Source organism: Alsobacter sp. SYSU BS001988 (assembly GCF_054796215.1).
Map to the genome: position 1 here is coordinate 104,378 of NZ_JBTAMK010000014.1, position 17,730 is coordinate 122,107.

The window sequence follows — 17,730 nt, forward strand, 5'->3', positions numbered from 1 at the left end:
AGATAGCGACGTCAGGGCCGCGACGCCATCCCCCGCGCCCCTACCCGCCCACCGCGGTGGTGAGGACTTCCCCGCCCCGCTGCACGACCAGCTTCCAGTAATACTGCCGGGGCTTGGCGAGCTTCTCCAACTCGCGGGTGGACTTCACCGGATTGTCGTCGACGTTCAGGATCACGTCGCCTTTCTTGAGGCCGAGTTCGGCGGCCTGCGAGCCGGGCGCGACGTCGGCCACCACGACGCCATCCAGCCCGATCTCGGCGGAGATCTCCTCCGCCACGGCCGGCGAGGCGTTCATCACCGTGGCCCCGGCCAGCGGCCAGCGGCCCTTGAGCACGACGGTGTCGCGGGGGCGGCTTTCGGGCGCGGGCGAGAGCTTCACCGGCACGACGATCTTCTTGCCCGCCCGCAGCACGCTGAGCGAGGCCGTCCCGCCCAGGGGCTTGGTGGCGAAGCGGAAGCCGAAGCCGTCCGGATCGTCGACGGTCTGTCCGTCGACGGACAGGATCACGTCCCCGGCCTTCAGCCCCGCCTCGGCGGCCGGGCTCTTGTCCACCACGGAAGCCACGAGGGCGCCGGTCGGCCGGTCGAGGCCCAGGCTCTCGGTCAGGTCCGACGAGACGGCCTGGAGCTTGCCGCCGAACCACGGCCGCCGCACGCTCTTGCTGCCGCCCTTGGCCGACGCCACCACCACCTTGACCATGTTGGCCGGAATGGCGAACCCGATGCCGTGGCTGCCGCCCGACTGGGAGAAGATGGCGGTGTTGACGCCGATGAGCTTGCCGTTCACGTCGATGAGCGCCCCGCCGGAATTGCCGGGATTGATCGCCGCGTCGGTCTGGATGAAGAACTGATAGTCCGAAACGCCCACCTGGGTGCGCGCCAGCGCGGACACGATGCCGGACGTGACGGTCTGGCCGACCCCGAACGGATTGCCCACGGCGAGGACGAGGTCTCCGACCTCCAGGGCGTCCGAATCGCCGAGTTCGAGCGCCTTGAAGGGCTCCGATCCCTTGATCTTGATCACAGCGAGGTCAGTGCGCGGATCGCGCAGCACGATGTCGGCCTCGAACTCGCGCTTGTCGGCGAGCGCGACCTTCACCTCCGTCATGCCCTCGATGACGTGATGGTTGGTGACCACGAAGCCGGACGGATCGACGATGACCCCGGACCCGAGCGAGCGCTGAACCCGCTCCTGCGGCTGGTCCGCCCCGCCCCCGAAGAAGCGACGGAAGATGGGATCGTCCAGGTAGGGATTGCGCGGCATCTTCTGGACGCGGGTGGCGTAGACATTGACCACGCCGGGGCTGACGCGATGCACCAGCGGCGCGAAGCTCGCCTTGGCCTGCGCCATGGTCTGTGGAACGGGCGCCTGCAGGCCCTGCGCCGAGGCGTCCCTGCCGGCTCCGCCCCAGGCCAGGATGAGGAACGCCGCGCCGAGCAGTGGCTTGATCATCGTCCGCATGGCGTGATTCCCATCAGGGTTGAAGGTGAAGCGCATATAGCGAGCCCCGTGGGCGCGAGGAAGAGCGGCCGCGCACGCTCAGCGGCGCAAGACCTCGCCGGCCGAAACGAAAAAGGGCGGCCCGAGAGCCGCCCTGAAGGTCGCTGGCGATGGGAGAGGGCTTACGCCGCCTCCTCCATGTCGGCGCCGGCGTTCTGGCTCGGGCCGGAATCCTGGCCGCGGGCGTCGACGTCGCGGTCGACGAACTCGATCACCGCCATCGCGGCGTTGTCGCCGAAGCGGAAGCCCGCCTTCATGATGCGGGTGTAGCCGCCATTGCGCTCGGCGTAACGCGGGCCGAGCACGTCGAACAGCTTCTTGACGAGCTGGACGTCCTTGATCTGCGCGATCGCCTGGCGGCGGGCGTGCAGGTCGCCGCGCTTGCCGAGCGTCACCAGCTTCTCGACGACCGGACGCAGGTCCTTGGCCTTCGGCAGCGTGGTGATGATCTGCTCGTGCTTGATGAGGGCCTGGCACATGTTCGCGAACATGGCCTTGCGGTGCTCGGCCGAGCGGTTGAACCGGCGGCCCCTGAATCCATGGCGCATAGGATCTCTCCTCGATGGTTCGGCCGCCGTGCCACGGGTCGGCCGTCTTCATTGTGGGTCAGGCGACGGTTGATCCGTCGCCCGCCCGGGTCGAAAACTTGGCTCAGTAGTGCTCTTCGAAGCGCTTCGCGAGCTCTTCGATGTTCTCCGGCGGCCAGCCGGCGATTTCCATTCCGAGATGAAGGCCCATGCCCGCGAGCACTTCCTTGATCTCGTTCAGCGACTTGCGGCCGAAGTTCGGGGTGCGGAGCATCTCCGCCTCCGTCTTCTGGATCAGGTCGCCGATATAGACGATGTTGTCGTTCTTCAGGCAGTTCGCCGAACGCACCGAGAGCTCCAGCTCGTCCACCTTCTTGAGCAGCGCCGGGTTGAAGGCGAGCTCCGGCATCGCCGTCTTCTCTTCCTCGCGCCGGGGCTCCTCGAAGTTCACGAACACTTCGAGCTGGTCCTGCAGGATGCGGGCGGCGTAGGCCACCGAGTCTTCCGGCGAGACGCCGCCATTGGTCTCGACCGTCAGCGTCAGCTTGTCATAGTCGAGGATCTGGCCCTCGCGGGTGTTCTCGACGCGGTAGCTGACCTTCTTGACCGGCGAATACAGGCTGTCGACCGGGATCAGGCCGATCGGCGCGTCCTCGGGACGGTTGCGGTCCGCCGCGACATAGCCCTTGCCCATCTTGACCGTGAACTCCATGCGGATCTCCGCGCCCTCGTCGAGGGTGCAGATCACGAGCTCGGGGTTCAGGATCTGGCAGTCGCCAGGGGTCTGGATGTCGCCGGCCTTGACCTGGCCGGGGCCCTGCTTGCGCAGCGTCAGGCGCTTCATGCCCTCGGCCTGCATCTTGATCGAGATCGCCTTGATGTTCAGGACGATGTCGGTGACGTCCTCACGCACGCCCGGGATGGACGAGAACTCGTGCAGCACGCCGTCGATGTGGACGGAGGTGATGGCGGCGCCCTGGAGCGACGACAGGAGGATGCGGCGCAGGGCGTTGCCCAGCGTCACGCCGAAGCCGCGCTCGAGCGGCTCGGCGACGAGCGTGGCCACCCGCTTGCCGTCGTCGCCCGCAGTGACGTCGAGCTTCGTCGGCTTGATCAGGTCTTGCCAGTTCTTCTGGATCACGGGTGTTGTCCCTCATGAAAGAGCGCGAGGCATATCGGTCCGTCGACCCTGGCCCCGCGTTCACGATGGCGGATGGTGACGCCTCCCCGTCCCGTCGGACGGGAAGACGCAGTCTTGGGTCGCGTCAGACGCGACGACGCTTGCGCGGGCGGCAGCCGTTGTGCGGGATCGGCGTCACGTCGCGGATGGAGGTCACCGTGAAGCCGGCGGCCTGGAGCGCGCGCAGCGCCGACTCGCGGCCGGAGCCCGGGCCCGTCACCTCGACCTCGAGGGTGCGCATGCCGTGCTCGGCGGCCTTGCGGCCGGCGTCCTCGGCGGCCACCTGGGCGGCGTACGGGGTCGACTTGCGCGAGCCCTTGAAGCCCATCATGCCGGCCGACGACCAGGCGATGGTGTTGCCCTGCGCGTCCGTGATCGTGATCATCGTGTTGTTGAACGAGGCGTTCACGTGAGCGACGCCCGACACGATGTTCTTGCGTTCGCGGCGACGAACGCGGGTTGCTTCCTTGGCCATGGGATCGGGATCCTTCTTGCGCGCCCGTCATGCCAGGCGCTCGGGATGGAGGTGGTCGGTTGAGCGAGTGGGGAGTAGCGAATAGCGAATGGAAGGAAGGGCTTTGCCCTACTCGCCATTCGCCATTCGCAACTCGCCCGAAAATTACTTCTTCTTGCCGGCGATCGGCTTGGACTTGCCCTTGCGGGTGCGCGCGTTGGTGTGCGTGCGCTGGCCGCGAACCGGCAGGTTGCGGCGGTGGCGCAGGCCGCGGTAGCAGCCGAGATCCATCAGGCGCTTGATGTTCATCGCCACTTCGCGGCGCAGGTCGCCCTCGACCGTGTAGTCGCGGTCGATCATCTCGCGGATCTGCAGCACCTCGTTGTCGGTGAGCTGCGCCACGCGGCGGTCGGCCGGGATCCCGACAGCCGTCGTGATCTCCTCGGCCTTCTTGGCGCCGATGCCGTGGATGTACTGAAGGGCGATCACGACGCGCTTGTTCGTCGGGATGTTGACGCCTGCGATACGTGCCATTGCGGCCGTCTCCATGTCGCCGGGCTCGCGCCCGGAGCCGGGCTGGTCCCGGCGGTTGCTGGTCCCGCGCGTCCGGTGGAGGCCGGCCCCTGCGCGGTTGGCTTCACAAACGAACAGACCCCCGCCGCCCCGCCAGGAGGCTTCGGGAGTCCAGATGGTGAAACCGGATAGCGGGTGGTTAGGGGATTGGCGGCGGAGTGTCAAGTCGCCATGCCTTGACACGGCGAAGCAACGCTTATCTTCCTATTTCGATTGAGACGAACCTAACTCTTGGGAACAAAAATGGAGAGCGTGCCTCACCGAAAAACCGCCGGGTTCCGTCCGACATACGGCTTCAAGTATGACCCAAACCAGCCTCGCACGCCTGCTGGGCAGGACGGGGCAGGACGTTGGGCGGCGGAAAGCGGAGGCGATCCGATATCGCTCGCAGCAAACGTCATCCGGGTCTGCATCCTGAGTGGTGTGGCGCGTATTACCGACATCTTCGGAAACCGAAGCTATTCAGCAACCTATCAGTGCACTGGAAACCAAGAATTCTCCCGTTCGGGATTTGGCGAGGCTCCCGGTCTGGTCCTTGATCCGTTCGCAACGTTTTAGGAGAGATCCATGACGGGACAGCACTTCAATTACGACCAATGGTTCGCTGCCGCAAATACGGTTCACATTTCGGCATTGGCGCTTAAACGCGGGACAGCATTCCTCGAAGAGATCAAAGCCGCCAAGCGCGGACATAACCGTATTCTTGCGTTCAGTTGGGCTGACACGCGCCGGATACGCCAGAGAGGCACGAATATTTGGAGCGATCTGGGCCCCGGCTTCGATGTCGCAGTTCACGATCGCGGTTTGATCCCGCCCGGCAGGATAGGACGGCAAGGTGACGTCGACTACGTCGTCATAGCCCCTCCGGCCGTGCTCGCCAGCAGCATCGCCAAAACGATCGACGTCGCTCAGGATGGGCGCACGCTGATCCTGCGTTGAGCTAACGGCGCCGAGCCACGCGACCCTACCCTCCGATCGCGTCCTTCACGGCCTGCGTGACGCTGTCGATCGGCTGCATGCCGTCGATGCGCTTCAGCCGGTTCGTCTCCTCGTAATAGGGAGACACAACAGCGGTGTCGCGGTTGTAGGCCGCGAGGCGGGTCTTGAACACCTCCGGATCGTCGTCCTTGCGCACCGGCAGGCCGGCCGCGGCCGTCTCCTCGGCGCGCTTGACGATGCGGTGCACCAGCGCGTTCTGGTCGACCACGAGTTCCACCACTGCGTCGAGCTTGAGGCCCTTCGCCTCGAGCATCCTGTCCAGGGCTTCGGCCTGCGCAACCGTGCGCGGGAAGCCGTCCAGGATGAAGCCCCGCTTGGCGTCAGCTTCCTCGATGCGGTCGGCCACGATGCCGATGACGATGTCGTCGGAGACGAGTCCGCCCGACTCCATCACCGCCTTGGCCTTCAGGCCGATCGGCGTGCCCGCCGAAACCGCCGCGCGGAGCATGTCGCCGGTCGACAGCTGGGGGATGCCCAGTCTTTCCACCAGCCGGACCGCCTGCGTGCCCTTGCCCGCCCCGGGCGGTCCCAACAAGATCAACCTCAACGACGCCTCCCCCGCAGCTTCGCCTTTTTCACGAGGCCCTCGTACTGATGCGCCAGCAGATGGCCGTGAACCTGCGCCACCGTGTCCATCGTGACGCTCACGACGATCAGCAGCGACGTTCCACCGAAATAGAACGGCAGCGCGAATTGCGAAATCAGCAGTTCGGGCAACATGCAGATGATGACGAGGTAGCCGGCGCCCAGGACGGTGATGCGCGTCAGCACCTTGTCGATGAACTCTGCGGTGCGCTCGCCCGGCCGGATGCCCGGAATGAAGCCGCCATGCTTCTTCAGGTTGTCGGCCGTCTCCTGAGGATTGAACACGATGGCCGTGTAGAAGAAGGCGAAGAACACGATCAGGCCGGCGTAGAGCAGCATGAACAGCGGCCGGCCATGGCCGAGATAGACCGCCATGTTGGCCAGGAAGCCGGTGCCGCCGGACTGGGCCGAGAAGCCCGCGATCGTCGTCGGCAGCAGCAGCAGCGACGAGGCGAAGATCGGCGGGATGACGCCCGAGGTGTTGAGCTTCAGCGGCAGGAACGACGTCTGCCCCTCATAGACCCGGTTGCCGACCTGGCGCTTGGGATAGTTGATCAAAAGCCGGCGCTGCGCCCGCTCCATGAACACGATGAAGGCGATCACGGCCGCCGACATCAGCACGACGCCCAGCAGCAGGATGGCCGGGATGGCGCCCTGGCGGCTGAGGTCCAGCGTGCCGACCACGGCGGAGGGGAGCTCCGCCACGATGCCGGCGAAGATGATCAGCGAGGAGCCGTTGCCGATGCCGCGGGCGGTGATCTGCTCGCCGAGCCACATCAGGAACATGGTGCCGCCGACCAGCGTGATCGTGGTCGAGATCTCGAAGAACAGGCCCGGATTGGCCACGACGTTGGAGGAGCCCTGCAGGCCCTTGGAGATGCCGTAGGCCTGGAACGTCGCCAGCACGACCGTGAGGTATCGCGTGTACTGGTTGATGACCTTGCGGCCGCCCTCGCCTTCCTTCTTCAAGGCCTCCAGGCTCGGCACGATCGACGTGAGGAGCTGGATGATGATGGAGGCCGAGATGTAGGGCATGATGTTCAGGGCGAAGATCGCCAGGCGGCCGACGGCGCCGCCCGAGAACATGTTGAACAGGCCCAGCACGCCCTGCTGCTGCTGCTTGAAGATGTCGTTGAGCGCATCGATGTTGATCCCGGGCAGCGGGATGTAGGTCCCAAGCCGGTAGACCAGCAGCGCGCCGAGCGTGAACCAGATCCGCTTCTTGAGTTCCTCGGCCTTCGCCAAGGCGCCGAAATTCAGGTTCGCTGCAAGCTGTTCAGCCGCGGATGCCATACTGCGCTCCGATATCGGAAAAGGTGGGAGGCGCCAGCCCCCAAAAAAGCGACGCCGGGCGATGCGGACATGGTCCGCCGCCCGGCGTCATCACCATCACGGCGTGATCCTGAGATAGGATCAGGCCGCCGATTCCGCCACCGCGGCGGCGAGGATCTTCACCGATCCGCCGGCCTTCTCGATGGCGGCCTGCGCCGACTTCGAAGCGCCGAAGACCTCGAAGGAGAGCTTCGCGGTGAGGTCGCCGACGCCGAGGATCTTGACGCCGTCGCGCGGCTTGGAGCACACGCCCGCCGCCACGAGGGCCTCGATCGTCACGGGCTGGCCCGCGTCGAGCTTCTTGGCGTCGACCGCCTCCTGGATCCGCCCGAGATTGACCTCGTTCAGGTCCGTCGAGAAGGGGTTCCAGAAGCCGCGCTTGGGCAGGCGGCGATAGAGCGGCATCTGGCCGCCCTCGAAGCCCTTCACGGCCACGCCGGTGCGGGCCTTCTGACCCTTCACGCCGCGTCCGCCGGTCTTGCCCTTGCCCGAGCCGATGCCGCGTCCGACGCGCATGCGGCCCTTCTTGGCGCCTTCGTTATCAGAGATTTCGTTGAGCTTCATGGTGATGCGCTCCTCAATCGACGACGCGCACGAGGTGCTTCACCTTCGCGATCATGCCGCGCACCGAAGGGGTGTCGGCAAGAGTCGAACGGCGATTCATCTTGTTGAGCCCCAGGCCGACCAGCGTCGCGCGCTGGCTGGCGTCGCGGCGGATCGGGCTACCGGTCTGTTCGACCGTCACGGTCTTGTCAGCCATCGTTCCCTCCCTCAGGCGTCGGCGCCAGCGCCGTCCGCGTCGCCGCGGCGGGACTGGAGGACGCTGACCTTGAGGCCGCGGCGGGCCGCGACCGAACGCGGCGAATCTTCGCTCTTCAGAGCGTCGAACGTGGCGCGCACGAGGTTGTAGGGGTTCGACGAGCCGAGCGACTTCGACACGACGTCATGGACGCCGAGCGCCTCGAAGACGGCGCGCATCGGGCCGCCGGCGATGATGCCGGTGCCGGCCGGGGCGGCGCGCAGGATCACCTTGCCGGCGCCGTGGCGGCCGGCGACGTCGTGATGCAGCGTGCGGCCTTCGCGCAACGGCACGCGGATGAGCGCGCGCTTGGCGGCTTCCGTGGCCTTGCGGATGGCTTCCGGCACTTCGCGGGCCTTGCCGTGGCCGAAGCCGACGCGGCCCTTCTGGTCGCCGACGACGACGAGGGCGGCGAAACCGAAGCGACGGCCGCCCTTCACCACCTTGGCGACGCGGTTGATGTGGACGAGGCGGTCCACGAACTCGGAATCGCGCTCTTCGCGATCCCGGCCCTGACGGGGCTCTCTAGCCATGATCTCTCTCTCACTTGCGCGGACGAACCCTCCGGGCCCGCCGCTCGCTCGATGATGGGACGTGCGGACCCTTTACAGGGACCGACGGCGGAAGGCCACCCTCTTGGGGTGGCCCGCCGCGTCTCTCGGACGACCGTCGGCCCGGCGCGCGCGGCGCCGGGGCGGCGATCAGAAGTCCAGGCCGCCTTCGCGGGCGGCTTCGGCCAGCGCCTTGACGCGGCCGTGATACATGTAGGAGCCGCGGTCGAACACGACCTTGTCGACGCCGGCGGCCTTGGCGCGCTCGGCGACGAGCTTGCCGACGGCCTTGGCGGCGTCGGTGTCGGCCCCGGTCTTCAGGCCGCCCTTGAGGTCCTTCTCCAGCGAGGAGGCGGCCGCAAGGGTGACGCCCTGCGCGTCGTCGATGATCTGGGCGTAGATCTGCTTCGACGAGCGGAAGACCGACAGGCGCGGACGCCCGTTCGACACTTTCTTGATGGAACGGCGCACACGAGCAAGACGGCGCTCGGCGGCCTCGAGGTTCTTAGGCATGGCCGGTCCTTACTTCTTCTTGCCTTCCTTGCGGAAGATGAACTCGCCCGAGTACCGGACGCCCTTGCCCTGGTAGGGCTCCGGACCGCGGAAGTCGCGGATCTCGGCGGCGGTCTGGCCCACGCGCTGCTTGTCGACGCCCGAGACGAGGATCTCGGTCGGCTTCGGCGTGGTGATCGCGATGCCGGCCGGGATCTCGTAGTCGACGTCGTGGCTGTAGCCGAGCGACAGCTTCAGGACCTTGCCGGCGACCGCGGCCTTGTAGCCGACGCCGGTGATCTCGAGCTTCTTCTCATAGCCCTTGGTCACGCCGTCGATCAGGTTCGCCACCTGCGAGCGGGACATGCCCCACATCGCACGGGCGCGCTTGGTCTCGGTGCGCGGCGTCACCGTGATGGCGCCGTTCTCGAGCGTGACGGCGACGTCCTCGGGAGCCAGGAAGGACAGCTCGCCCTTCGCTCCCTTGACCTTCACCAGGTTGCCGTCGAGGTTGGCCGTAACGCCGGCCGGCACCGCAACGGGCTTCTTTCCAATACGAGACATTGTGGTCTCCCCGTGACTGCGTTGCGCTGATTGCCGATCAGAAGACCGTGCAGAGCACTTCGCCGCCGACGTTCTTCTCCCTGGCCTCGTGATCGGCCATGACGCCCTGCGGCGTGGAGATGATGGTGATGCCGAGGCCGTTGGCGACGCGCGGCATCGAGTCGACGGCGGAGTACACGCGGCGGCCCGGCTTCGACACGCGAGCGATCTCGCGAATGACGGGGGCGCCGTCGAAATACTTCAGTTCGATCTCGAACTCCGTGCGGCCGTTGCCGTACTCGGTCGTCGAATAGCCGCGGATGTAGCCTTCCGACTGCAACACGTCGAGCACGCGGGCGCGCAGCTTCGAGCCGGGGCTCGTCACCTTGCCCTTGCGGCGCATCTGGGCGTTGCGGATGCGGGTGAGCATATCACCGACGGGATCATTGATCGCCATGGTCGATCCTCCTCACCAGCTCGACTTGGTCAGACCCGGGATCACGCCCTGCGAGCCGAGCTCGCGAAGCGCAATACGGGACATCTTCAACTTGCGATAATAGGCGCGCGGACGGCCCGTGATCTCGCAACGGTTGCGCACCCGGGTGGGGTTCGCGTTGCGCGGCAGCTCGGACAGCTTGAGGCGGGCGCCGAAACGCTCCTCCATCGACTTGGACTCGTCGTTCGCGACCTCGAGAAGACGCGCGCGCTTGCCCGCGTACTGCTTCACGAGCTTCATGCGCCGCTTGTTCTTCTCGACAGAGCTCTTCTTGGCCATGTGTTTCTCCTGGTTTCCGCGTTTAAGAGCGAGCTCTTACTGCCGGAACGGGAAGTTGAAGGCGCGCAACAGGGCGCGAGCCTCGTCGTCGGTCTTGGCGGTGGTGCAGACGATGATGTCCATGCCCCACACGGCCTCGGCCTTGTCGTAGTTGATCTCCGGGAAGATCAGGTGCTCCTTGATGCCCATCGCGAAGTTGCCGCGGCCGTCGAACGACTTGGGGTTCAGGCCCCGGAAGTCGCGGACGCGCGGGAGCGCGATGTTCACCAGGCGGTCGAGGAACTCGTACATCCGCACCTTGCGGAGCGTCACCTTGGCGCCGATCGGCATGTTCTCGCGGACCTTGAAGGTCGCGATCGCCTGGCGGGCCTTGGTGATCACCGGCTTCTGGCCGGCGATGAGGGCCAGGTCGGCCGCGGCCGACTGGACCTTCTTGGTGTCCTGCGTGGCTTCGCCGACGCCCATGTTGAGCACGACCTTCTCGATGGTCGGCACTTCCATGACGTTCTTGTAGCCGAACTCCTCGATGAGCTTCGGCCGCACCACGTCGGTGTAAATGGTCTTCAGGCGGGGCTCAGGGCCCGCAACATTCGCGTTAGCCATCGATCAGATCTCCCGAACGCTTGGCGAAACGAACCTTGCGCCCGTCCTCGAGCACCTTGAAGCCGACGCGGGACGGCTTGCCGTCCTTCGGGTCGGCGATCGCGAGATTGGACAGCTGGATCGGAGCCTCTTTCGAGATGATCCCGCCTTCCTGGTTCGCGGTCTGGCGCTGATGCTTCTTCACCAGGTTGACGCCGCGCACGATGGCCCGGGTCTCCTTCGGCATGACCTGCACGACCTCGCCGGTCTTGCCCGCGTCACGGCCCGTGATGACGACGACCTTGTCGCCCTTCTTGATCTTCGCGGCCATCACAACACCTCAGGCGCGAGCGAAATGATTTTCATGTGATTCTTGGCGCGGAGCTCGCGGGGCACCGGTCCGAAGATGCGGGTGCCGATCGGCTCCTTCTGGTTGTTGATCAGCACGGCCGCATTGCGGTCGAAGCGGATCACCGAACCGTCCGCGCGACGGATGTCCTTGGCGGTGCGAACGACGATCGCCTTCATGACGTCGCCCTTCTTCACGCGGCCGCGCGGAATCGCCTCCTTCACGGAAACGACGATGACGTCACCGACTCCAGCGTATTTGCGCTTGGAGCCGCCGAGGACCTTGATGCACATCACACGACGGGCGCCTGAATTGTCGGCGACATCGAGATTCGTCTGCATCTGGATCATGGTCTTGATCCTTTCTGTGTCTCAGACCGGTTTCCGGCGATCTCAGGCTCGCCGGACTTCGCCTGACGGGGATCTGCGTCCCCCGTTTGTGCGCGCACTCAAGAGCATTTTTCCGCGCCCGTGGGAACCCACCAGCGCGGCCAAACGCTCTGATTTTCGAAAATTCTTTTTAGGACGCGGTCGCTTCTTCGACCACGACCCAGGTCTTGAGCTTGGAGATGGGCTTCGATTCCTCGATGCGCACCTCGTCGCCGACCTTGAACCGGTTGGCTTCGTCGTGGGCGTGGTAGTTCTTGGTCCGCCGCACCGTCTTCTTCAGAAGCGGATGGGTGAACCGGCGCTCGACCTTCACGACGACAGTCTTGTCCTGCTTGTCGCTGACGACGACGCCCTGCAGTATGCGCTTCGGCATCGGTCTCTCCTCAAGCCTTGCCAGCTTCGGCGAGCTTTGCGGCCGCCGTGGTCCTGATCCGCGCGATGTCGCGACGGACTTCCTTGATGCGGCCCGTGTTCTCCAGCTGGCCGGTGGCCTTCTGGAAACGCAGGTTGAACTGTTCCTTCTTCAGCTTCAGGAGCTCGTCCTGAAGCTGGTCCTTCGACATCGCAGTGAGGTCGGAGAGCCTCTGCTTCGTCTTCATGTCGCCCTCCTTACTCGGCGATGCGCTGGATGAAGCGCGTCTTGATCGGCAGCTTGGCGGCCGCCAGGGTCAGGGCCTCGCGAGCGAGGTCGACCGAGACGCCGTCGATTTCGAACATGATGCGGCCGGGCTTGACGCGGCAGGCCCAGAACTCCGGCGCGCCCTTGCCCTTGCCCATGCGGACTTCCGTGGGCTTGGACGAGACCGGAACGTCCGGGAACACGCGGATCCAGACGCGGCCGGCGCGCTTCATGTGGCGGGTGAGCGCACGGCGGGCCGCCTCGATCTGGCGGGCCGTGACGCGCTCAGGCTCCATGGCCTTCAGGCCGAACTGGCCGAAGTCCAGGTTGGTCCCGCCCTTCGCAGCGCCGCTGATGCGGCCTTTGAACTGCTTGCGGAACTTCGTCTTCTTGGGCTGAAGCATGTCTGTGATTCCTCAACCGGTCCGTCAGGCCGCGTGGTCGCGGCGGCCGCCGGACCGCTGGCCACCCTCGTCGGCCATGCGCTTGTCCTGAGCCATCGGGTCATGCTCGAGGATCTCGCCCTTGAAGATCCAGACCTTGATGCCGCAGGTGCCATAGGTGGTGAACGCCGTCGCCACGCCGTAGTCCACGTCCGCGCGCAGCGTGTGCAGCGGAACGCGTCCCTCGCGGTACCATTCCTGGCGCGCGATTTCGGCGCCGCCGAGGCGGCCCGAGCAGTTGATCCGGATGCCTTCCGCGCCCAGACGCATCGCCGACTGAACGGCGCGCTTCATCGCGCGGCGGAACGCCACGCGGCGCTCCAGCTGCTGGGCGATCGAGTCCGCGACGAGCGTCGCGTCGACCTCGGGCTTGCGCACCTCGACGATGTTGATGACGACCTCGGAGTTCGTCATCTTCGTCACGGACTTGCGCATCTTCTCGATGTCCGCGCCCTTCTTGCCGATCACCACGCCCGGACGAGCCGAGTAGATGGTGACGCGGCACTTCTTGTGCGGGCGCTCGATGACGATCTTGGAGACCGCGGCCTGCTTCAGCGTCTTCATCAACGCCTTGCGGATCGCGATGTCCTCGTGCAGCAGCCGGCCGTACTCGCCCTTGCTGGCGACCCAGCGGCTGTCCCACGTGCGGTTGACGCCGAGGCGCAGGCCGATTGGATTGACCTTCTGACCCATGGTTCTCTCCTCAGGCCTTGGCTTCGGTTTCGCGCACGATGATCGTGAGGTTCGAGAAGAACTTCTCGACACGACCAGCGCGACCGCGGGCGCGGGCGTGGAACCGCTTCATGACGAGCGCCTTGCCCACGAAGGCCTGGGACACGACGAGATCGTCGACGTCCAGGTCGTGGTTGTTCTCGGCGTTCGCGATGGCGCTTTCCAGGCACTTGCGGACGTCACGGGCGATGCGCTTCCTCGAGAATTCGAGATCGGCGAGCGCCGTGGCGACCTTCTTGCCCCGGATCAGACCGGCGACCAGGTTCAGCTTCTGCGGCGACACCCGGAGCATCCGGGCGACGGCCTTCGCTTCATTGTCCGGAAGCGCGCGGGGAGTTGCAGCCTTGCCCATGGCTTACCGCCTCTTGGCTTTCTTGTCCGCCGCGTGCCCGTAGAACGTACGGGTCGGGGCGAACTCGCCAAACTTGTGGCCGACCATCTCCTCGGAAACGTTCACCGGGATATGCTTCTGGCCGTTGTAAACGCCGAAGGTGAGGCCGACGAACTGCGGCAGGATCGTGGAGCGACGGCTCCAGATCTTGATCACCTCGGAACGGGTGGCGGCTCGCGCGGCGTCCGCCTTCTTCAGGAGGTAGCCGTCGACGAACGGGCCCTTCCATACGGAACGAGTCATCGTGGACCCCCTTACTTCTTCTTGCGGGCGTGGCGGGACGACACGATGAACTTGTCGGTCCGCTTGTTGGAACGCGTCTTCTTGCCCTTGGTCGGCTTGCCCCACGGAGTGACCGGGTGGCGGCCGCCCGAGGTGCGGCCTTCGCCGCCGCCGTGCGGATGGTCGATCGGGTTCATGGTCACGCCGCGGTTATGCGGGCGACGGCCGAGCCAGCGCTGACGACCGGCCTTGCCGATCGAGGTGTTCATGTGGTCGGGGTTCGACACCGCGCCCACCGTCGCGAAGCAGCCGCCATGGATCAGGCGCTGCTCGCCCGAGTTCAGGCGGACGATCACGTAACCCTGGTCGCGGCCCACGATCTGGGCGTAGGTGCCGGCCGAGCGGGCGAGCGCGCCGCCCTTGCCGATCTTCATCTCCACATTGTGGACGATGGTGCCCACCGGGATGTTGCCGATCGCCATGGCGTTGCCGGGCTTGATGTCGGCCTGTTCGGCCGCCACCACCTGCGCGCCCACCGCCAGGCGCTGCGGCGCCAGGATGTAGGAGACGCCGTCGTCGGGGAACCGGAGCAGCGCGATGAACGCCGTGCGGTTGGGATCGTATTCGATCCGCTCCACCTTGGCGACTTCGCCCATCCGCTCGCGACGCTTGAAGTCGACGATGCGGTAGGTCTGCTTGTGGCCGCCGCCGCGGAAGCGGACGGTGATGCGGCCGGTGTTGTTGCGGCCGCCCGCCTCGGACTTGCCGGCCGTGAGCGTCTTGACCGGCTTGCCCTTGTAGAGCTCGCTGCGGTCGACGATCACGAGCTGGCGAAGGCTCGGCGTGATCGGCTTGAAGGTCTTGAGCGCCATGATCTGATCCTCTCGCTCAAAGCCCGGTCGTGACGTCGATCGACTGGCCCTCGGCCAGGGTCACGACAGCCTTCTTCACGTCCGACTGCTTTCCGACGGTCCCCTTGAAGCGCTTCACCTTGCCCTTGCGGATCAGGGTGTTGACGGCCTCGACCTTGACGTCGAAGAGCTTCTCCACCGCCGCCTTGATCTGCGGCTTGGAGGCGTCCTTGCGAACCTTGAAGACGACCTTGTTCTGCTCGGACTGGGTCGTCGCCTTTTCGGTGATGACCGGGCCGAGGATGATGTCGTAGTGCCGCGGATCGGTGCTCATTTGAAGCGCGCCTCCAACGCATCCACGGCCGCCTTGGTCAGCACGAGCTTCTCGCGCCGCAGGATGTCGTAGACGTTGATGCCCTGAACCGGCAGGACATCGATGTTCGGGATGTTCCGCGCAGCGAGCGCGAAGTTTACGTTCAGCTCGGCGCCGTCGATGATCAGCGCGTTGCCGAGGCCCAGAGCCGTGAAGCGGTCACGCAGCGCCTTGGTCTTCGGCTCGGCCGCGGAGGCCTGGTCGACGACCATGATGCCGCCGTCCCTGGCCTTGGCCGAGAGGGCGTGACGCAGCGCGAGCGCGCGGACCTTCTTGGGCAGGTCATGCTCGTGCGAGCGGACCACCGGCCCGAAGGCGCGTCCGCCGCCGCGGAACTGCGGCACGCGGGCCGAGCCGTGACGAGCGTTGCCGCTGCCCTTCTGCTTGTAGAGCTTCTTGCCGGTGCGCCAGATCTCGGCGCGACCCTTGGTCTTGTGCGTGCCGGCCTGCCGCTTGGCGAGCTGCCACAGCACGTAGCGCTGGATCAGGTCCTGCCGGGGATCGAGACCGAAGATCTCGTCCGACAGCTCGACCGAGCCTGCTGCGCCGCCATCGAAATTGGTGACGTCGAGCTTCATCACGCGATCTCCCCTTCAGTCGCCTGGGGAGCCGCTTCCGGAGCCGCCGTCTCCGAGCCGTTCGGCAGCCGGAACGCGCCGGGCTTGGGGGCCTCGGCCGGGAGAGCGCGCTTGACCGCGTCCCGCACGAAGATCCAACCGCCCTTCACGCCGGGGACCGCGCCCTCGACGAGGATCAGGCCGCGCTCGACATCCGTCTGCACCACACGCAGGTTCTGCGTGGTGACGCGCTCGACGCCGAGATGGCCGCCCATCTTCTTGTTCTTGAACGTCTTGCCCGGGTCCTGGCGGCCGCCGGTCGAACCGAGCGAGCGGTGCGACACGGACACGCCGTGAGAGGCGCGAAGACCGCCGAAGTTCCAGCGCTTCATGCCGCCCGCGAAACCCTTACCCGTGGAGGTGCCCGTCACGTCGACGAACTGGCCCGCCACGAAGTGGTCAGCGGTGATCTCGGCGCCGACCGGGATCAGCGTGTCCGTGGACACGCGGAACTCGGCGAGCTTGCGCTTCGGCTCGACCTTGGCGATCGCGAAATTGCCGCGCTCCGCCTTCGAGACGTTCTTGACCTTGGCCAGACCGGCGCCGACTTGCAGCGCGGTGTAACCGTTCTTGTCCTCCGTCCTGTGCCCGACCACCTGACAGTGGTCCAGCTTGAGGACGGTGACCGGCACATGTTCCCCGGCATCCGTGAAGATGCGGGTCATGCCGAGTTTCTGGGCGATGACGCCTGACCGCATGGTGTGGTCCCCGTGTCCCGCTCGCTTAGAGCTTGATCTCGACATCGACGCCGGCCGCCAGGTCGAGCTTCATCAAAGCATCGACGGTCTGGGGGGTCGGGTCGAGGATGTCGAGAACGCGCTTGTGAGTGCGGATCTCGAACTGCTCCCGCGACTTCTTGTCGACGTGCGGAGAGCGGTTCACAGTGAATTTCTCGATACGCGTCGGAAGGGGGATCGGTCCCCGCACCTGCGCTCCGGTCCGCTTAGCGGTCGACACGATCTCGCTCGTCGACGAATCGAGCACGCGATGATCGAACGCCTTGAGGCGAATACGGATGTTTTGGCCGTTCATTGTCGTGAGCCCTCGGGCAGATCCCGTCCGGATGGATAGCGCGCCTGCAGGACGTCCCGCGGGCGCGCTCCTTCAGTGCATTACGCGATGATGCTCGCCACCACGCCGGCGCCGACGGTGCGGCCGCCTTCACGGATGGCGAAGCGCAGCTTCTCCTCCATGGCGATGGGCGCGATCAGCTCGACTTCCATGGTGACGTTGTCGCCCGGCATCACCATCTCGGTGCCCTCGGGCAGCTTCACCATGCCGGTCACGTCCGTCGTGCGGAAATAGAACTGCGGACGGTAGTTGGTGAAGAACGGCGTGTGGCGACCGCCCTCCTCCTTGGTGAGGATGTAGGCCTCGGCCGTGAACTTCGTGTGCGGCTTCACCGAGCCGGGCTTGGCCAGAACCTGGCCGCGCTCGACGTCCTCGCGCTTGGTGCCGCGCAGCAGGCAGCCGACATTGTCGCCCGCCTCGCCCTGGTCGAGCAGCTTGCGGAACATCTCGACGCCCGTCACCGTCGTCTTCACGGTCGCCTTCAGGCCGATGATCTCGATTTCCTCGCCGACCTTGACGACGCCGCGCTCGATGCGCCCCGTCACCACCGTGCCGCGGCCCGAGATCGAGAACACGTCCTCCACCGGCATCAGGAAGGGCTGGTCCTTCGGACGCTCCGGCTGCGGGATGTAGCTGTCGACCGCCTCCATCAGCTTCAGGATCGCGTCGTGGCCGATCTCCGGCGTCTTGTTCTCCAGCGCCGCCAGCGCCGAGCCCTTCACGATCGGGATGTCGTCGCCCGGGAAGTCGTACTTGGCCAGGAGCTCGCGCACCTCCAGC

Annotated in this window: 30 protein-coding genes; 1 reads left to right on the plus strand and 29 read right to left on the minus strand. The window is 66.0% G+C overall.

Annotation, left to right across the window (positions count from 1 at the left end):
- Nucleotides 1–40: 40 nt before the first annotated feature.
- From ACYVO7_RS20590 to rpsM, 5 genes are all read right to left on the minus strand, one after another.
- A complete protein-coding gene (locus ACYVO7_RS20590) occupies nt 41–1,462 on the minus strand; it encodes a DegQ family serine endoprotease (protein WP_460451679.1) in 1,422 nt (473 codons plus the stop codon).
- 161 nt (nt 1,463–1,623) lie between these two features.
- Nucleotides 1,624–2,049 carry a 50S ribosomal protein L17 gene (gene rplQ, locus ACYVO7_RS20595; protein ID WP_460451680.1) on the minus strand — a complete coding sequence of 142 codons (426 nt, stop codon included), beginning with the start codon at nt 2,047–2,049 and terminating at the stop codon, nt 1,624–1,626.
- Nucleotides 2,050–2,152: 103 nt separating this feature from the next.
- A complete protein-coding gene (locus tag ACYVO7_RS20600; protein ID WP_460451681.1) occupies nt 2,153–3,169 on the minus strand; it encodes a DNA-directed RNA polymerase subunit alpha in 1,017 nt (338 codons plus the stop codon).
- 124 nt (nt 3,170–3,293) lie between these two features.
- Nucleotides 3,294–3,683 carry a 30S ribosomal protein S11 gene (gene rpsK / locus ACYVO7_RS20605; protein ID WP_188518751.1) on the minus strand — a complete coding sequence of 130 codons (390 nt, stop codon included), beginning with the start codon at nt 3,681–3,683 and terminating at the stop codon, nt 3,294–3,296.
- A 144-nt stretch (nt 3,684–3,827) separates the two neighbouring features.
- The gene (gene rpsM, locus ACYVO7_RS20610) at nt 3,828–4,196 is read right to left on the minus strand and encodes a 30S ribosomal protein S13 (RefSeq protein ID WP_406853903.1); all 369 of its coding nucleotides are present in this window, start codon (nt 4,194–4,196) and stop codon (nt 3,828–3,830) included.
- A 606-nt stretch (nt 4,197–4,802) separates the two neighbouring features.
- Here rpsM and ACYVO7_RS20615 point away from each other — a divergent pair.
- Nucleotides 4,803–5,174 (plus strand): hypothetical protein, encoded by a 372-nt coding sequence (locus tag ACYVO7_RS20615; protein ID WP_460451682.1) that lies wholly within the window; start codon nt 4,803–4,805, stop codon nt 5,172–5,174.
- Nucleotides 5,175–5,199: 25 nt separating this feature from the next.
- Here the strand turns inward: ACYVO7_RS20615 and ACYVO7_RS20620 are convergent, their stop codons facing one another.
- The 24 genes from ACYVO7_RS20620 to ACYVO7_RS20735 form a co-directional block, all read right to left on the minus strand.
- A complete protein-coding gene (locus ACYVO7_RS20620; protein WP_460451683.1) occupies nt 5,200–5,781 on the minus strand; it encodes an adenylate kinase in 582 nt (193 codons plus the stop codon).
- Nucleotides 5,778–7,112, minus strand: coding sequence for a preprotein translocase subunit SecY (gene secY, locus ACYVO7_RS20625; RefSeq protein WP_406853907.1), 1,335 nt, complete (start codon nt 7,110–7,112; stop codon nt 5,778–5,780). The genes ACYVO7_RS20620 and secY overlap by 4 nt, the downstream gene beginning before the upstream one ends.
- A 120-nt stretch (nt 7,113–7,232) precedes the next feature.
- Nucleotides 7,233–7,715, minus strand: coding sequence for a 50S ribosomal protein L15 (gene rplO / locus ACYVO7_RS20630; protein ID WP_460451684.1), 483 nt, complete (start codon nt 7,713–7,715; stop codon nt 7,233–7,235).
- A 13-nt stretch (nt 7,716–7,728) separates the two neighbouring features.
- Nucleotides 7,729–7,911 carry an uL30 family ribosomal protein gene (gene rpmD, locus ACYVO7_RS20635; protein ID WP_460451685.1) on the minus strand — a complete coding sequence of 61 codons (183 nt, stop codon included), beginning with the start codon at nt 7,909–7,911 and terminating at the stop codon, nt 7,729–7,731.
- A gap of 11 nt (nt 7,912–7,922) precedes the next feature.
- Nucleotides 7,923–8,483 carry a 30S ribosomal protein S5 gene (rpsE, locus tag ACYVO7_RS20640; RefSeq protein WP_406853910.1) on the minus strand — a complete coding sequence of 187 codons (561 nt, stop codon included), beginning with the start codon at nt 8,481–8,483 and terminating at the stop codon, nt 7,923–7,925.
- A 168-nt stretch (nt 8,484–8,651) separates the two neighbouring features.
- Complete coding sequence (gene rplR / locus ACYVO7_RS20645; RefSeq protein WP_460451686.1) at nt 8,652–9,014, minus strand: 50S ribosomal protein L18; 363 nt, start codon at nt 9,012–9,014, stop codon at nt 8,652–8,654.
- A gap of 9 nt (nt 9,015–9,023) precedes the next feature.
- The gene (rplF, locus tag ACYVO7_RS20650) at nt 9,024–9,557 is read right to left on the minus strand and encodes a 50S ribosomal protein L6 (RefSeq protein WP_460451687.1); all 534 of its coding nucleotides are present in this window, start codon (nt 9,555–9,557) and stop codon (nt 9,024–9,026) included.
- 37 nt (nt 9,558–9,594) lie between these two features.
- The gene (gene rpsH, locus ACYVO7_RS20655; protein ID WP_406853913.1) at nt 9,595–9,993 is read right to left on the minus strand and encodes a 30S ribosomal protein S8; all 399 of its coding nucleotides are present in this window, start codon (nt 9,991–9,993) and stop codon (nt 9,595–9,597) included.
- A gap of 12 nt (nt 9,994–10,005) precedes the next feature.
- Nucleotides 10,006–10,311 carry a 30S ribosomal protein S14 gene (gene rpsN / locus ACYVO7_RS20660; RefSeq protein WP_460451688.1) on the minus strand — a complete coding sequence of 102 codons (306 nt, stop codon included), beginning with the start codon at nt 10,309–10,311 and terminating at the stop codon, nt 10,006–10,008.
- Nucleotides 10,312–10,347: 36 nt separating this feature from the next.
- On the minus strand, nt 10,348–10,914 hold the full coding sequence (gene rplE, locus ACYVO7_RS20665; RefSeq protein ID WP_406853915.1) for a 50S ribosomal protein L5: 567 nt from the start codon (nt 10,912–10,914) through the stop codon (nt 10,348–10,350).
- The gene (gene rplX / locus ACYVO7_RS20670) at nt 10,907–11,224 is read right to left on the minus strand and encodes a 50S ribosomal protein L24 (RefSeq protein WP_406853916.1); all 318 of its coding nucleotides are present in this window, start codon (nt 11,222–11,224) and stop codon (nt 10,907–10,909) included. Before rplX ends, rplE begins: the two co-directional genes overlap by 8 nt.
- Complete coding sequence (gene rplN / locus ACYVO7_RS20675) at nt 11,224–11,592, minus strand: 50S ribosomal protein L14 (RefSeq protein ID WP_293868772.1); 369 nt, start codon at nt 11,590–11,592, stop codon at nt 11,224–11,226. The genes rplX and rplN overlap by 1 nt, the downstream gene beginning before the upstream one ends.
- Before the next feature lie 169 nt (nt 11,593–11,761).
- The gene (gene rpsQ / locus ACYVO7_RS20680; protein WP_406853917.1) at nt 11,762–12,004 is read right to left on the minus strand and encodes a 30S ribosomal protein S17; all 243 of its coding nucleotides are present in this window, start codon (nt 12,002–12,004) and stop codon (nt 11,762–11,764) included.
- Nucleotides 12,005–12,014: 10 nt separating this feature from the next.
- The gene (gene rpmC, locus ACYVO7_RS20685) at nt 12,015–12,230 is read right to left on the minus strand and encodes a 50S ribosomal protein L29 (RefSeq protein WP_406853918.1); all 216 of its coding nucleotides are present in this window, start codon (nt 12,228–12,230) and stop codon (nt 12,015–12,017) included.
- Nucleotides 12,231–12,240: 10 nt separating this feature from the next.
- Complete coding sequence (rplP, locus tag ACYVO7_RS20690) at nt 12,241–12,654, minus strand: 50S ribosomal protein L16 (protein WP_406853920.1); 414 nt, start codon at nt 12,652–12,654, stop codon at nt 12,241–12,243.
- 24 nt (nt 12,655–12,678) lie between these two features.
- Nucleotides 12,679–13,386: a 30S ribosomal protein S3 gene (gene rpsC, locus ACYVO7_RS20695; protein WP_406853921.1), complete on the minus strand. Its 708-nt coding sequence runs from the start codon at nt 13,384–13,386 to the stop codon at nt 12,679–12,681.
- Nucleotides 13,387–13,396: 10 nt separating this feature from the next.
- On the minus strand, nt 13,397–13,777 hold the full coding sequence (gene rplV, locus ACYVO7_RS20700) for a 50S ribosomal protein L22 (protein ID WP_406853922.1): 381 nt from the start codon (nt 13,775–13,777) through the stop codon (nt 13,397–13,399).
- Between the two features lie 3 nt (nt 13,778–13,780).
- Complete coding sequence (gene rpsS / locus ACYVO7_RS20705) at nt 13,781–14,059, minus strand: 30S ribosomal protein S19 (protein WP_406853923.1); 279 nt, start codon at nt 14,057–14,059, stop codon at nt 13,781–13,783.
- Between the two features lie 11 nt (nt 14,060–14,070).
- On the minus strand, nt 14,071–14,910 hold the full coding sequence (rplB, locus tag ACYVO7_RS20710) for a 50S ribosomal protein L2 (RefSeq protein WP_406853924.1): 840 nt from the start codon (nt 14,908–14,910) through the stop codon (nt 14,071–14,073).
- Nucleotides 14,911–14,926: 16 nt separating this feature from the next.
- On the minus strand, nt 14,927–15,223 hold the full coding sequence (locus ACYVO7_RS20715) for a 50S ribosomal protein L23 (RefSeq protein ID WP_406853925.1): 297 nt from the start codon (nt 15,221–15,223) through the stop codon (nt 14,927–14,929).
- Nucleotides 15,220–15,840, minus strand: coding sequence for a 50S ribosomal protein L4 (rplD, locus tag ACYVO7_RS20720; RefSeq protein ID WP_406853926.1), 621 nt, complete (start codon nt 15,838–15,840; stop codon nt 15,220–15,222). The genes ACYVO7_RS20715 and rplD overlap by 4 nt, the downstream gene beginning before the upstream one ends.
- On the minus strand, nt 15,840–16,577 hold the full coding sequence (gene rplC / locus ACYVO7_RS20725) for a 50S ribosomal protein L3 (RefSeq protein WP_406853927.1): 738 nt from the start codon (nt 16,575–16,577) through the stop codon (nt 15,840–15,842). Before rplC ends, rplD begins: the two co-directional genes overlap by 1 nt.
- A gap of 25 nt (nt 16,578–16,602) precedes the next feature.
- Complete coding sequence (gene rpsJ / locus ACYVO7_RS20730) at nt 16,603–16,911, minus strand: 30S ribosomal protein S10 (RefSeq protein WP_406853928.1); 309 nt, start codon at nt 16,909–16,911, stop codon at nt 16,603–16,605.
- An 80-nt stretch (nt 16,912–16,991) separates the two neighbouring features.
- A partial coding sequence (locus ACYVO7_RS20735) for an EF-Tu C-terminal domain-related protein (RefSeq protein WP_460451689.1) occupies nt 16,992–17,730 on the minus strand: 739 nt, incomplete at its 5' end.